15 protein-coding genes and 1 tRNA gene are annotated in these 14,334 nt (G+C 63.5%); 11 read left to right on the forward strand and 5 right to left on the reverse strand.

Annotation, left to right across the window (positions count from 1 at the left end; genetic code table 11):
- The first annotated feature begins 11 nt into the window (after positions 1 to 11).
- The 10 genes from ald to QZ501_RS02930 all read left to right on the forward strand — a co-directional run bounded on the left by ald (position 12) and on the right by QZ501_RS02930 (position 9,655).
- On the forward strand, positions 12 to 1,127 hold the full coding sequence (gene ald, locus QZ501_RS02885; RefSeq protein WP_295716995.1) for an alanine dehydrogenase: 1,116 nt from the start codon (positions 12 to 14) through the stop codon (positions 1,125 to 1,127).
- A 40-nt stretch (positions 1,128 to 1,167) separates the two neighbouring features.
- Positions 1,168 to 2,523: a sodium:alanine symporter family protein gene (locus QZ501_RS02890; RefSeq protein WP_151441349.1), complete on the forward strand. Its 1,356-nt coding sequence runs from the start codon at positions 1,168 to 1,170 to the stop codon at positions 2,521 to 2,523.
- 102 nt (positions 2,524 to 2,625) lie between these two features.
- A tRNA-Met gene (locus QZ501_RS02895) sits at positions 2,626 to 2,702 on the forward strand.
- A gap of 53 nt (positions 2,703 to 2,755) precedes the next feature.
- Positions 2,756 to 3,553, forward strand: coding sequence for an undecaprenyl-diphosphate phosphatase (locus tag QZ501_RS02900; protein WP_160898692.1), 798 nt, complete (start codon positions 2,756 to 2,758; stop codon positions 3,551 to 3,553).
- Positions 3,554 to 3,650: 97 nt separating this feature from the next.
- Positions 3,651 to 5,300: a fatty acid--CoA ligase gene (locus tag QZ501_RS02905; protein WP_160898574.1), complete on the forward strand. Its 1,650-nt coding sequence runs from the start codon at positions 3,651 to 3,653 to the stop codon at positions 5,298 to 5,300.
- 71 nt (positions 5,301 to 5,371) lie between these two features.
- On the forward strand, positions 5,372 to 6,172 hold the full coding sequence (locus tag QZ501_RS02910) for a dienelactone hydrolase family protein (protein ID WP_151441676.1): 801 nt from the start codon (positions 5,372 to 5,374) through the stop codon (positions 6,170 to 6,172).
- 23 nt (positions 6,173 to 6,195) lie between these two features.
- Positions 6,196 to 7,317, forward strand: a complete 1,122-nt coding sequence (locus tag QZ501_RS02915; protein ID WP_160898575.1) for an MlaE family lipid ABC transporter permease subunit — start codon at positions 6,196 to 6,198, stop codon at positions 7,315 to 7,317.
- Positions 7,311 to 8,108 (forward strand): ATP-binding cassette domain-containing protein, encoded by a 798-nt coding sequence (locus tag QZ501_RS02920; protein ID WP_192497413.1) that lies wholly within the window; start codon positions 7,311 to 7,313, stop codon positions 8,106 to 8,108. Before QZ501_RS02915 ends, QZ501_RS02920 begins: the two co-directional genes overlap by 7 nt.
- A complete protein-coding gene (locus tag QZ501_RS02925) occupies positions 8,109 to 9,050 on the forward strand; it encodes an MlaD family protein (protein ID WP_295717003.1) in 942 nt (313 codons plus the stop codon).
- Positions 9,047 to 9,655: an ABC-type transport auxiliary lipoprotein family protein gene (locus tag QZ501_RS02930; protein ID WP_295717006.1), complete on the forward strand. Its 609-nt coding sequence runs from the start codon at positions 9,047 to 9,049 to the stop codon at positions 9,653 to 9,655. Before QZ501_RS02925 ends, QZ501_RS02930 begins: the two co-directional genes overlap by 4 nt.
- Here QZ501_RS02930 and QZ501_RS02935 read toward each other — a convergent pair.
- The 4 genes from QZ501_RS02935 to dauA all read right to left on the reverse strand — a co-directional run bounded on the left by QZ501_RS02935 (position 9,652) and on the right by dauA (position 13,658).
- Entirely contained in the window at positions 9,652 to 10,734 is a 1,083-nt protein-coding gene (locus tag QZ501_RS02935; RefSeq protein ID WP_151441680.1) for a hypothetical protein, read from the reverse strand. The two genes, QZ501_RS02930 and QZ501_RS02935, sit on opposite strands and share 4 nt — an antisense overlap.
- A 7-nt stretch (positions 10,735 to 10,741) precedes the next feature.
- The gene (locus QZ501_RS02940; RefSeq protein WP_295717009.1) at positions 10,742 to 11,179 is read right to left on the reverse strand and encodes a DUF488 domain-containing protein; all 438 of its coding nucleotides are present in this window, start codon (positions 11,177 to 11,179) and stop codon (positions 10,742 to 10,744) included.
- Positions 11,176 to 11,847, reverse strand: a complete 672-nt coding sequence (locus QZ501_RS02945; protein ID WP_295717011.1) for an META domain-containing protein — start codon at positions 11,845 to 11,847, stop codon at positions 11,176 to 11,178. Before QZ501_RS02945 ends, QZ501_RS02940 begins: the two co-directional genes overlap by 4 nt.
- A gap of 68 nt (positions 11,848 to 11,915) precedes the next feature.
- Positions 11,916 to 13,658 (reverse strand): C4-dicarboxylic acid transporter DauA, encoded by a 1,743-nt coding sequence (dauA, locus tag QZ501_RS02950; protein ID WP_151441683.1) that lies wholly within the window; start codon positions 13,656 to 13,658, stop codon positions 11,916 to 11,918.
- A 147-nt stretch (positions 13,659 to 13,805) separates the two neighbouring features.
- Here dauA and QZ501_RS02955 point away from each other — a divergent pair, with 147 nt between their 5' ends.
- Positions 13,806 to 14,036, forward strand: coding sequence for a hypothetical protein (locus tag QZ501_RS02955; RefSeq protein WP_151441684.1), 231 nt, complete (start codon positions 13,806 to 13,808; stop codon positions 14,034 to 14,036).
- Position 14,037: 1 nt separating this feature from the next.
- Here the strand turns inward: QZ501_RS02955 and QZ501_RS02960 are convergent, their stop codons facing one another.
- Positions 14,038 to 14,223 carry a ribbon-helix-helix protein, CopG family gene (locus QZ501_RS02960; RefSeq protein WP_095617633.1) on the reverse strand — a complete coding sequence of 62 codons (186 nt, stop codon included), beginning with the start codon at positions 14,221 to 14,223 and terminating at the stop codon, positions 14,038 to 14,040.
- Between the last annotated feature and the right edge of the window lie 111 nt (positions 14,224 to 14,334).

Below are 14,334 nucleotides of genomic sequence, written 5' to 3' on the forward strand. Positions count from 1 at the left end.
AGGACGACGACATGCAGATTGGGGTCCCGAAGGAGATCAAGAGCCAGGAGTTTCGGGTTGGGCTGACACCGGAGGCGGTCGGGGAACTGGCAGCAAACGGGCATTCCGTGTACGTGGAGACCGGCGCCGGCCAGGGTATTGACGCCAGCGACGAGCACTACCAGCAGGCAGGCGCCCATATACTGCCCCATGCTGAGGCAGTATTCAGCAAGGCGGAACTCATCGTTAAGGTCAAAGAGCCCCAACCCAGCGAATGTGAGCTGCTGGGACCACAGCACATACTGTTCACCTATCTCCACCTGGCACCGGATAAGGCGTTGACCGACGCCCTCATGAACTCTGGTGCCACCTGTATCGCCTATGAAACCGTTACGGATGACCAGGGCCGCTTACCACTCCTGCGCCCAATGTCACAGGTAGCCGGTCGGCTGTCCGCCCAGGCGGGAGCACAGGCTCTGGAGAGCATCTTCGGGGGCCGTGGCCTGCTTATGGGAGGTGTTCCCGGGGTGATGCCAGCCCGGGTAACCGTCATTGGCGGGGGCGTGGTTGGGCAGAACGCCATCCAGATCGCGCTGGGCATGGGCGCGGACGTCACGGTTCTGGATCGCAGTCCGGACGTCCTCGAGCGCCTGTCCCATCAATTCGGGCCAGCCCTGAAAACGCTCTATGCCACAGGAACCAGCCTGGAAGGGGCTGTTGTGGACAGTGACCTGGTAATCGGCGCTGTCCTTGTCAGTGGCGCCGGCGCTCCCAAGCTTGTTACGCGTGATATGGTCAAGCGGATGAACAGCGGTGCGGTGTTGGTGGACGTCGCCATCGATCAGGGCGGCTGCTTCGAGACCAGTCAGCCCACGACCCATGCCGACCCCACCTACGTGGTGGATGGTGTCGTCCATTACTGTGTGGCCAATATGCCAGGCGCCGTTCCCAGAACGTCCACACTGGCTCTCACCAATGCCACATTGCCACATGTCCTCAGCCTCGCTGACCAGGGCTGGCGCGAGGCATTGCGGGCGGACTCCAACCTGCGCAATGGCCTGAACGTAGCGGATGGCGTACTGACCTGCGTTCCGGTGGCACAAAGTCAGGGGCGGAGCGCCACCTCCCCTGAAGACATACTCGGCTGAAGCCGTCATTCCCATAGAAAAACCAGAACTGGAGGACTGCATGGAAACACTAATGAGCGCACTGGAGAGCATAAGCAGCGTCGTGTGGGGACCCGCGATGCTGGTTCTGCTGCTCGGCACCGGCCTCTTTCTGACGCTGGGGCTGCGCGGCATGCCCATACGCCGCATCGGTTACGGCTTCAAGCAAATGTTCCTGGGCCGGAGCTCCCAGGAAGAAGGCGAGATCACCCCTTTCCAGGCCCTTTCCACCAGCCTGTCCGCAACCATTGGTACCGGTAACATCGGCGGTGTGGCCACAGCCATTGCACTGGGCGGACCGGGCGCCGTGTTCTGGATGTGGATGACGGCGCTGGTGGGCATGGCCACGAAGTACGCGGAGGCCCTCCTCGCCGTTAAGTACCGCGAGGTTGATGAAGACGGGCGCTACGTCGGCGGGCCCATGTACTACATCAAGAACGGCCTGGGGGCGCGCTGGCACTGGCTGGGTGTCCTGTTCGCCTTCTTTGCCATGGTGGCGGCTTTCGGGATCGGTAACACTGTGCAGGCCAACGCCGTGGCGGATGTGGTCGAAGCCAACCTGTCGGTACCCCCATGGGTGACCGGAGTGGTACTGGCCGTGTTGGTGTTCCTCGTGATCATCGGTGGTATACGCCGCATCGCCCACCTCACCGAAAAGGTGGTTCCGCTGATGGCCGTGATCTACATCCTGGGCGCGCTTGCCGTCATCCTCTGGAACCTGCCCGAGGTTCCCGGCGCACTGGCAAACATCGTCACCGGCGCGTTCACTGGAACGGCGGCCACTGGCGGGTTCGCAGGTGCTGCTGTATGGGCAGCGCTGCGCTTCGGTGTGGCACGTGGCGTGTTCTCCAATGAGGCCGGCCTTGGCTCCGCCCCCATCGCGCATGCGGCGGCACAGACCAACAGCCCGGTACGCCAGGGCACCGTGGGCATGATGGGGACCTTCATCGACACCATTGTGGTGTGCACCATGACGGCCCTCGTGATTGTGCTTACCGGGGCATGGGAAACCGGCGAGTCAGGCGCGGCCCTGACCTCCATGGCCTTCAACCAGGGCATCCCTGGCGGTAACTGGGTGGTCACCTTCGGCATGATCTTCTTCGCCTTTACCACCATCGTGGCCTGGAGCTATTACGGCGAGCGCAGTGCCGAGTTCCTGTTCGGCGTCAAGGTGATCATGCCTTACCGTTACCTGTGGGTTGTCCTGCTGGTGCTGGGCGCCGTGGCCAACCTGGAGCTGATCTGGCTGATCGCTGATGTGCTCAACGCCCTGATGGCCATCCCCAACCTGATCGCACTGCTCGCCCTCTCCGGCACGGTATTCGCTGTTACCCGGGAGTACTTCGCCAAAGAGGGTGCTGAAGGTCATTCAGGCTGATCGGCCGTTCTGGCCACAATTCCCGGGGTGCCTTGACACCCCGGGGAAAAATCCAGAGAATACGCGCCTCAACGCCGAAGGTCAGGCGTTGGACGGGTTTGCGGCAAGGTAGCTCAGTTGGTTAGAGCACGGCACTCATAATGCCGGGGTCGGCGGTTCGAATCCGCCCCTTGCTACCAGTATTCAGAAAGCCGCAGTGAACGCTGCGGCTTTTTTTATGGGTCATCACGCCATGGACCTCTGGCAGATCATCGTACTGGCCATTATCCAGGGCCTGACGGAATTCCTTCCGATCAGCAGCTCGGCCCATCTCATTCTCCCCTCAGCGGTGCTCAACTGGCAGGATCAGGGCCTGGCCTTCGACGTGGCCGTGCACGTGGGCTCACTCTGTGCCGTGCTCAGCTATTTCCGCCGGGATGTGTTCCGCATGGGTAACGCCTGGGTACGGGATACCGCCCAGCGGACCGTCACCGAAGACAGCCGGCTGGCCTGGGCGGTCATCCTGGGCACCATTCCCGCGGGCCTGGCCGGTCTGCTGCTCAACGATTTTGTTGAGGACGAACTCCGCTCAGGCTGGGTCATCGCCGCCACCACCATCGGCTTCGGCCTGCTGCTCTGGTGGTCGGATGCCGCCGGTTCGCGCCGGCGCCAACTGAGCAGCGTTACGCTCAGGGATGCCCTGCTCATTGGTCTCGCCCAGGCCCTGGCACTGATCCCGGGGACCTCGCGCTCCGGCATCACCATCACCGCCGCCCTCTTCCTGGGCCTGCGGCGGGAAGATGCGGCGCGCTTCTCCTTCTGGCTCTCCATCCCGCTGATCACGGCCGCCGGTGCCCTCAAGACCCTGGAGCTCATCGAACAGGGCGGCGCCACGGACTGGCACGCCATCGCCTCGGGCACGCTGCTCTCGTTCATCAGTGCCCTGCTGTGCATTCACCTGTTCCTGCGCTTCCTGGAGCGGATCGGGCTCATGCCCTACGTCATCTACCGGCTGGCCCTGGGAGCGCTGCTGATCCTGGTTCTCTGGTGATGGATTCCGATTAAGATCCCTAAATGGGGGTGAATACGCGGCGTTTTGTATTAGGCTTGTCGGGTGCACATCCAACAACAAGCAAGAGAGGTGCCCAATGGCACAGCCCAAGACCCTGCCCGCCGCCGAGAACGCGCACAGCTACCCCCTGCTCATCAAACAGCTGCTGCTTTCCGGCCCGCGCTACAACCCGGACCAGGAGATCATCTACGCCAACCGCAGCCGCTACACCTACACCGACCTGGTCGAGCGCATCCACCGCCTCGCCCATGTGCTCACGGATGCAGGAGTTAAGCCAGGCGACACAGTGGCAGTACTGGACTGGGACACCCCGCGCTACCTGGAATGCTTCTTCGCCATTCCCATGATCGGCGCTGTGCTGCACACCGTGAACGTACGCCTTTCACCGGAACAGATCCTCTACACCATGAACCACGCCGAGGATGACCTGGTTCTGATCCACGATGATTTCCTGCCCCTGGTGGAGGAAGTCAGCGACCAGCTGGAAACCGTCAAGGGCACCATCCAGCTCACGGACAACAACGCCGCGAAGAAAACCCAGCTGGAAACCCACGGCGAATACGAAGCCCTGCTGGGCAAGGCCAAGCCCTGCTTCGAATTCCCGGATTTCGACGAAAACGCCATCGCCACCACCTTCTACACCACCGGCACCACCGGCAACCCCAAGGGCGTGTTCTTCACCCACCGCCAGCTGGTACTGCACACGCTGGTGGCCACCGGCACCCTGTCACATTTTGATGAACAGCCCCTGCTGCGCTCCAGCGACGTCTACATGCCGATCACACCCATGTTCCATGTGCATGCCTGGGGGGTGCCCTACGCCGCCACCATGATGGGTGTAAAGCAGGTCTACCCCGGCCGTTATGAGCCAGAGCTTCTGGTGGAGCTTCTGAAGACCCACAACGTCACCTTCTCCCACTGCGTGCCCACCATCATGCAGATGCTCATGGCCACTGACGGCATCAAGACCGCGGACCTGAGCAACTGGCATGTTCTGATCGGCGGCAGCGCCCTGCCCAAGGGGCTGTGTGATGCAGCGGCCAGGATGGGCATCAGCATGTACACCGGCTACGGCATGTCCGAGACCGGCCCACTGCTGACCGCCACCCACCTCAAACCCGAGGACCTGGACCTGCCGCCGGAACAGCAGACGGAGAAGCGCATCAAGACCGGTGTACCGGTGCCCATGGCCGAGATCGAAATCCACGACGAAGACGGCAACCCACTGCCGAAAGACGGCGTGGCCCAGGGCGAAGTCGTGGCCAGGTCACCCTGGCTGACCGCCAGCTACCTCAAGAATCCCGAAAAGGGCGAGGAACTGTGGGCCGGGGGCTGGCTGCACACCGGCGACGTTGCCAGCATCGAGCCGGACAACACCCTGGTGATCAAGGACCGCATCAAGGACGTGATCAAGACCGGCGGTGAATGGATCTCCTCGCTGGACCTGGAGAATCTGATCAGCCAGCATCCGGCCGTGGCCGCCGCCGCGGTTGTGGGCCTGCCGGACGAGAAATGGGGTGAACGCCCGCACGCCCTGGTGGTCCTGAATCCCGGCCAGGATGCCGACGCCGAGACCATCAAGAGCCATCTCCAGGGCTTCGTGGACAACGGCACCATCAACAAGTGGGCCATCCCGCAGGGGATTGACTTCGTTGAGGACATCCCCAAGACCAGCGTCGGCAAGGTGAACAAGAAACTGATCCGGGACCAGCTCAGCAACGGCTGAGACAGGACTGGTCGGCAACCCCCGACCTGGCGTATGGTTTCGAACACAAGCCCAAACCAAGGGAGTTGAACATGACAGGCACATTGACCCGTGTGGGTATTCCGCTTGCTCTAACCGCATTAATCGCCGTGCCGGCAACAGCGGCCGTCCAGACCCAGGAGATTGAGTACAGCGTCCAGGGTCAGACCCACACAGGCTACATGGCCTGGGATGACAGCGTCAGCGGGGAACGCCCCGGTGTTCTGGTGGTTCATGAGTGGTGGGGCCACGGTGAGTTCAGCCGCAACCAGGCGGAGAAGCTGGCGGAAGAAGGCTATACCGCTCTGGCGCTGGATATGTACGGCGAAGGCAAACACGCCGAGCATCCCGAGAAGGCCAAGGAGTTCATGGAGCAGGCCAGCAGCAACATGGACCTGATGCAGGCCCGCTTCCGAACCGCCATGCAGCAGCTGCAGGAACACGACACTGTCGATCCTGACCAGATCGCCGCCCAGGGTTACTGCTTCGGGGGCGCCGTGGTCCTGAACATGGCCCGCCTGGGCATGGACCTGGAGGGCGTGGTGAGTTTCCACGGCAGCCTGGGCAGCCCCATCGAGGCGGAATCCGGTGAGGTGGAAGCAGCCGTGCGGGCCTATACCGGCGGCGCCGACCAGTTCGTCCCCTCTGAACAGGTTTCCGGCTTCGTTCAGGAAATGCACAGCGCTGACGTGGACTACGCGCTGCGCAGCTTCCCGGGCGTCCAGCACTCGTTCATGAACCCGAAGGCGGATCAGTACGCCAGGGAGTTCGACATGCCAGTGGGCTATGACGAACACGCGGCGGAAACAGCCTGGGAAGGGACCCTGCGTTTCTATGACGGGATCTTCGACTGACCAGCCATGGCCCCGGAGCCCCCATGGCGGGGACTGAACCGGGGCAGCTCCAGCGCGCCGACGACGGGCAGACGCTCCGGGCCACGGGTGACTGGACCCTGACCCATTACAGCGCCCTGCGCCGAAGCACAAGGGCCATCAGCAGCGCCCCCACCCAGGTGGTGCTCGACGGCATCCAGCATCTGGATACAGCGGGGGCCACCCTGCTGGCGGAACTGGTGGGCGGCGAGCGCCTGCGCCAGATCGCCGGGAACAGCCCGGAACTCCCGGAAGCCCGCCGGGCCCTGCTGATCACCGTGGCGAATGCCATGGCCGACTGTGGCACCCTGCCACCGGAGACCCGTTGGGGCCCCCTGGAGCTGCTGGCACGCATGGGCAAGGCACTGACCGATGCCACCGCCAAGGCGCGGCTGCTGATCGGGTTCATCGGGGCCGTTATCGCCTGTGCCGGGCGCTGCCTGATCTCGCCCCGGCGCTGGCGGTTCACCGCGCTGCTGCACCACATGGAGACCACCGGCCTCAACGCCGTGCCGATTGTTGCCCTGCTCACCTTCGCCGTGGGCGCGGTCATCGCCTACCTGGGTGCCACGGTTCTGGGCCAGTTCGGCGCCAGCGTCTACACCATCGACCTGGTCGCCTACTCCTTCCTGCGGGAATTCGGTGTTCTGATCACCGCCATTGTCATGGCCGGGCGCACCGCCAGCGCCTTCACCGCCCATATCGGGGCCATGAACGCCAACGAGGAACTGGACGCCCTGCGCGCCCAGGGCCTGGACCCAGTGGAGCTGGAGGTTCTGCCACGGGTACTGGCCGTGGTGCTGGTACTGCCCATGCTCAGCTTCATCGCCGTACTCGCCGGTCTTGGCGGCGGTGGTCTCATTGCCCTGACCGTGGTGGATATTCCGGTTTCGCGCTTCATAACGGCCATCAGTGAAGTCCCGCTCAACCATTTCCTTGCGGGCCTGGTCAAAGCCCCCTTCTTCGCTTTCCTGATCGCCGTCATCGGTTGCCTGGAAGGCTTCAAAGCCGGGGGCAGCGCCCGCTCCGTCGGGGTACACACCACTTCCAGCGTGGTACAGTCGATTTTTGTGGTGATCCTTCTGGATGCCCTGGCGGCCATGTATTTCATGGAGATCGGATGGTGATGGATACCGCGCGCGGCGCCCTTATCGAGGTCAGCGGACTGAGTAACCGTTTCGGGGATCACAGGGTCCATGAGAATCTGGATCTGAGCCTGAACAAGGGGGAGATCCTGGGCGTGGTCGGCGGCTCCGGCTCCGGCAAGTCGGTACTGCTGCGCAGCATCATCGGCCTGCATGAACCCAATAACGGCCGCATCAACCTCGAGGGCGCCCCCCTGGACCACCGGGGCGCGCCGGATCCACGCCTGACCCGTCGTACGGGGGTGCTGTTCCAGCGTGGGGCTCTCTATTCCTCTCTGACCCTGTGCGAGAACATCTCGTTGCCCCTGCGGGAGAAGGCGGGCCTCGGAAAGGCCGATGCCGAAGCACTGGCGCTTACCCGGATCCGGCTCACCGGCCTGGAGGCCAAGACCGCAAGGCTCTACCCGGAAGCCCTCTCCGGCGGCATGGTCAAGCGCGCCGCCCTGGCCCGGGCGCTGGCGCTGGATCCGGATCTGCTCTTTCTCGATGAGCCCACGGCTGGCCTTGATCCCATCAGCGCCGCCGCTTTCGACGAACTGATCCTGACCCTGCGCGACGCCCTGGGCCTGACCGTGTTCCTGGTGACCCATGATCTGGACACACTCCACCGCGTATGTGATCGGGTAGCCGTGCTCGGCCAGGGGCACGTAATGACCATAGGTACCCTTGACGAGGTTGCCAACATGGACGATGAGTGGATCCGGGCCTACTTCCACGGGGCACGTGGCCGGGCGGCCATGCGCCAATCATCCACCAACCGGGAGAGTGCCTGAATGGAGACCCGTGCCCATCACATCCTGATCGGGCTCTTTGCCATCCTGATGGTGGCCGGTCTGCTGCTGTTCGGCTGGTGGTTGTCGGAAGGCGGTCTCCATCAGAAGCAGGCGGAATACCGCATCATCTTCAATGAGGCCGTCTCAGGGCTCACCGTTGGCAGTAACGTCAAATACAACGGCATTACGGTTGGTCAGGTCACCTCGCTTGAACTCGATCCGCGCGACCCACGCCGGGTGCTTTCCCGCATCGAGGTGGATCCAAGCACGCCCGTCAAACAGAACACCCATGCCCAGATCCAGCCCACGGGCCTGCTCTCCGGAACCGCCCATATCCGGCTCAGTGGTGGCACACCGAACAGCCTGGCCCTGGTGTCGGAACCCGGCACCACGCCGGAGATCCCGGCCCGTCCGTCGCCGTTCTCACAGCTGCGCGAACAGAGCGGCGACATCCTCGCCAACATCAACCAGCTGGTGCAGCGCATGGAATCCCTGCTCTCCAGACGCAACCTGGAGCACATCGACCGGACCCTGGACGGCATGGCGGAACTGACCCGCAACCTGAACAACCAGCAGGAACGGATCAGCAGGACCCTGGAGACCTGGAACCGGACCGGCCAGCAAGCGCAGACAACCCTGAGCGAAGCACGGGCTCTGATCACGGATACCCGGCAGATGCTGAAGAAAGACGCGTCGCAGGCCCTGGCGGATACCGCGGAAGCCGCACGAGCCACACGCCGGGCGGTTACGGAGGTCGAGGCACTGGTCAGCGGCAACAGGGAAGCCCTGGAAAAGGCCATGCAGGGGTCCGCCAGCCTGGGCCCGACCCTGGAGGAAATGCGCCGGACCCTGGGCGCACTGCGTGATCTCAGCCAGCGGCTGGAATCCGATGCGGCCGGCACCCTCTTCAATCGGGACAAACTCGAGGAATACCAGCCATGAAGCACACGGCCCATCTGCCGGCACGGCTTGTGATACTGCTTGCCGTCACCCTTGTGGGGGCCTGCAGCGTGCTGCCGGAACCCAACCGCTATGAGCTCTACCGGCTGCCGCCCTCCAGCCTGAACGAACAGCCCGTGGAGCCCAGCGCCACGTCACTGGAGATCCGGGCCCCCAGGGCAGACGACCTCACCAGCAGCAACCGGGTGGTCGTACTCCGCGAGGGGCAGCGCCTGAGCGCCTGGTCAGGCATCCGCTGGAGCGCGCCGGCTCCGGAACTCTGGCGGGATCAGGTTCTGGACGCCTTCCACAACACCGGCGCCTTCCGCACACTGGGCATCCGTGATGACAACCTGAACGCGGACCTGGGCCTGAGCGGCCATCTACGCGCCTTCCTGGTGGACCAGACCGGGGCAACGCCACGAGCCGTGATCCGGTTCGATGCGCAGCTGGTCGACAGACGGGAAGACGGCACCAGAGCCACCCGCCGGTTCAATGTCTCCGAACCGCTGGCGAAAAACACGCCCACGGCCGCAGCCCGCGCCATGGGCACGGCTACCGACCGCATGGCCGAACAGCTACTGGACTGGATGGCGTCCGAACGCTAGCGCCCGAAGCCGAACGCCTCCCCGAAGCTGGAGCAGCGTTCATACCGGACCACCTCACCGCTTTCCAGTTCCAGCGCCACCCGGTGATGGGTTCCGGTGTGGGGCCCGAAGCGCACCTCGCCATTACGCTCGGCACTGATGGCCACAACGCCACTGGCAGAGCAGGGGGCCTGTTGCTCCACCAGCCCCGTGCCGGTGGCGATATCCACCCAGCCCCCGAGCTCGGAACTGAACAGGCGCCCCTCAATCGTGGTCACGAAACGCGTGTTGAAGGAGGCGAAGTCACTGTCGCCCTCCCCTTCCTCCGGGGTGATCTCATCACGCACCCCCCTGAGAGCGGTATAGGTTTCGCCCAGCACCATCTCCATACGCTCGGTACTGCGCACCACACCGCCCTCAGCCGGGCGCAGGACCCGCTGCTCACCACGCAGAGCGATCGGCTGACGCTGGCTGCCTTCTCCCTGGTAGCCATGGACATCGAAGGACTCAATCACCTGCTCACGCCCTACCAGGGGGCGGAAGTCTCGCCGGTAATAACCGTTGAGCGATAGCATGGGGCCATCCCCAAAGTGACCACGGCACTGATCAAACTGGTAGAGCAGCTCCCTGGAGCCCGAGCGCTCGCCGTCCGGCCCCTGCCATTCCAGGTGGAAAACACCGCCGTCCGGGCAACGCCGGGTTTCACGGTCACCGCCTGAACCACCCAGATTCACGGTACCCTGAACATGGCTGGCCACGGGCGCCATGAAGGCCCGCGAGCGCATACGGTAGAACGCCGCCAGTGCGCGGCCCAGCGCCTCCGGCTCATCCAGCTGCGCGGGCCGGGAGACCTGCTCGCGTTGTTCAGCGAAGGAAGGTTTTGTCTCCCTGCTGCTATCGTCCGCGCCATCGCTGTTTTCCGCGGAGGCCGGTTCACTGGCGGCCTCATCCGCGGATTGGTGGGATTGTTGGCTCTGTTGGGCCACCTCGCCCACCCGCACAACCTTGGGGTCAACATCCGGCGGGCGAAGGCTGCAGCCTGTCAGGCCCACCAGCACCAGCGCTGCCAGCGCCAGTGCCCGACTTCCATCTGCTTTCAACAAAGATTCAACCTCGGTCGGCACCGGTGTCGGGGACCTGGTCCGCGTAACACACCGGTGAACTGGATTCGTTGGGGCCCATGGTCTCAGCCCACTCCTGTGCCAGAACCTCCGCCAATACCACCGCCTGGTTGTGCTCGCGGTCGCGGGCGGCATACAGGAGGGTCACGCAGCCCTTTTCCATCTGTTCCATAAGCTGGGAGAGCGCTTCAGGGCACTGGGCCAGCTCATCCCGGTAGGCCTCCCGGAACCCCTGCCAGCGTTCCGGGTCATGCCCAAACCATTTGCGCAGTTCCGTGGAAGGTGCCAGCTCACGGCACCATTCATCCAGTGCCGCTGCCTGCTTGCTGATGCCCCGGGGCCAGACCCGGTCCACCAGCACGCGGTAACCATCGTCGTCGGAGACGGAATCATGGATCCGCCGGGTCCTGATCCGGTCTGTCATTCCGGGCCTCCTTCCGCGGATGCCGAGGCCCTGATCAACCCGTTGTCCTCACGACCAACGAGCACCAGGGTTCCATCCGCTTCCATGCGAGCGTTTTCAACCCGGCTCAAAGCCCCGATAAACCGTTGCTCGAAGCCCATGACAGAAGGCGGACAGGCCATCCGGGTGGTGGCTGCCCGCTCAATGATCAAGCGATCCCCGACACGTTCCCAGGCCGCCATGAAGTGGTTGCAGCCGGACCGCCCCGCAAGACGGCCCTCCGGCATGAAGTTCAGGGTGACCGGCCGTGCCTGTTCCGGTACCGACGCGTCCTCCACCGCGAACACACGCCATTCGGGGGACTCCAGGCTCGCACGGTCCGTATGCCTGCACTCGGGAAGACGCTCCCCGGCCAGGGTTACGGTAACCCGCTCGCCCTTGCTCCAGAACTCGGTGTCGCCGGAACGGCTGCGATACAGGGCTCCAGTGGCACTTTCCTCGCGCCTGAGTTCCCGCCTGCCGTCCTCCATGTGCAGCTGCAGCCGGTCTCCGGCAACACTGTACCCCAGAGTGCGGTCACCACAGCTCAGCTGGTGATCCGCCGCCTCAGCCCCGTCCGGCATCAACTGACAGGCCGGCAACGCCAGCGTCAGAACCAGAAGAGCAGGAACAGCCACGGGTATTCGCATGCACGGACTCCGGCAACCGCCTTTCAGAATTTGAAAACAGTATAAAGGCTTGATCGCCGGTTGTGGGATTACCTGTGCGAGTAACACCACCGCAGCGCCAGTGAGCGCGCGGCCGGAAGGCCGGAACAGTAACCGAGCCGCCCCTGCACGCTGTGCAACCCTGCACGGCGGAGCTTCAGGATGATGCGTGCGGGCAGCCCGGCCAGGATCAGGGAGACGCCATCGTGGTGCATTTCCCGGATCAGGGTTTCCAGCGCCACAATGGCCGTGCCGTCCATGCTGGGCACATCGTGCATGTCCAGGATCACGATACGGATTCTCGGGTCCACCAGACGCAGGGAGGTCACGGCCTTCTCGGCCGCACCGAAGAACATCGGCCCATCCACATCATAGACGGCCACCTCCGCAGGCAGCCCCTCCACCAGGGCATGGTCCTCAGCACTGACCTGCTCTACTTCCGTGAGCAGTGCCATGCGGCGGATGAACAGAGCGGCGGCCAGACCCACTCCCACGGCCACCGCCAGCACCATGTCGAACACCACGGTCAGGGTGAAGCAGACCAGCAGAATGGTCACATCCCCCGCCGGCGCGGAGCGCAGTGTGCGCACGAAAAGCCGTGCCTCGCTCATGTTCCAGGCAACCACGAACAGAAGTGCCGCCAGGGCCGCCATGGGCACCATTCCCAGAACGCCGGCCAATGCCACCACCGCAAGCAGCACCACCAACGCGTGCACTACCGCCGCGATCGGCGAGCGGGCACCGCTGCGGATGTTGGTCGCCGTGCGGGCAATGGCCGCCGTGGCGGTAATACCACCGAAAAGTGGCGCGGCAATATTCCCCAGCCCCTGGCCAATCAGCTCCGCATTCGGATCATGCCGGGTCCGGGTCATACCATCCGCCACCACCGAACACAGCAGGGACTCGATAGCGCCCAGCATGGCAATGGCCAGAGCTGGTCCGATCAGCGCCTGGATCAGCTGGAAATCCACCGTCAGCGGCTGGCCATCAGGGCCCGGCAGGGACCACGGCGCCGCCAGCGTGGGCGCAATGGGCGGGATCCCGGTGCCGCTTTCGCCTCCCGCCTCCCAGGTGAAGCGCGAGGCAATGGTTTCCACTCCCGCACCACCGGCGAACCAGTGATTGATGGCATAGGCCGCAGTCGCCCCGGCAACCAGCCCCATCAGGGGCGCAGGCACCGGCAGCTTCAGGCGTGGCCACATCAGCAGTACCGAGAGCGTCAGCACACCAATCCCCAGCTCGACCGGGTCAAAACGCGGCAGGGCCCCCAGTATGCGCCCCAGGTTGGCGAGAAAATGCTCTCCCATACTCACGCTGAGCCCCAGAAAGTCCGGCACCTGCAGTACCGCGATCACCACCGCGATACCAGCGGTAAACCCGAGGATCACCGGATAGGGAACAAACTCGATCAGCCGCCCCAACCGGGCCATGCCCAGTGCCACAAGCATGACGCCGGCCATCATGGTCGCGATGAGCAGCCCACCCAGCCCGTATTCCTGAACGATCGGGAAAAGAATCACCACGAAAGCCGCGGTAGGGCCGGACACGTTGAAGCGTGAACCTCCGGTCAGAGCAATCAGAACGCCGGCAACAATCGCTGTATAGAGACCGTGCTGGGGCGCCACGCCCGTAGCAATCGCCAAAGCCATGGACAGAGGCACGGCCACGGTCCCAATGGTGATTCCAGCCATCACGTCGTGGCGCAGATCGGAAAGGCCATAACCCTGTGCCCAGGCGGCACGCAGGCCAGTGGCAATGCCGGGAACATTCCTCAGGAAGGATCGATCAGTCATGGGAAAACAGACTCGCCTTTAGGGATTTCATTCAATGTTAATGGCATTAACATATAATACGCATACTATCACTGGAGAGCCGGAAATTCACCTCGCCACAGCGGCCACAGGCACCGAGACAAGCAACGAATACAACGGGGGAACCAGATGAAGCGCGAGGACATCATCGACCTGCACAGTCATCACAGGATTGATGCGGCACGGGTCATTCCCGCACCGTCGCAAAGTCGAAAGTGGATTCTTTTCTTTCTGGAAACAGAGGGGCGCAGTTATTTCCTGCTGAACGAGAACGACGACATCTGCCAGTTCCAGACCGTCGACGAGGCCATTGGGGAACTGCAGGCGCTCGGTTTCAAGTGGGCGGTGGTCCGCTTCTGAGCTACTTCTCCTCGCCGGAGACAGGAGTACGTGTGGGGTAATCCACACCATGGCGGGCGAGATAGTCCCGGATGAGCTGGCGCACCACCTGGGAGGTGGTCAGATCCTGGGAGGCGCACAGGTTTTCAAAGGCCTTCTTCTTTTCCGGATCCACCAGAACCGTCAGGCGTGCAGTCTTCGTTTCCATAACCATCTCCCGGCACAACGTATTTACATCGAATTATAATCCATTACCCATGCCATGTTCATCAACGCCCCGGTATGCCCCACCTGAACCCCATCCACTGGATAGGGCTTC

The organism is uncultured Halovibrio sp., assembly GCF_913056445.1.
GTDB lineage: Bacteria > Pseudomonadota > Gammaproteobacteria > Pseudomonadales > Oleiphilaceae > Halospina > Halospina utahensis_B.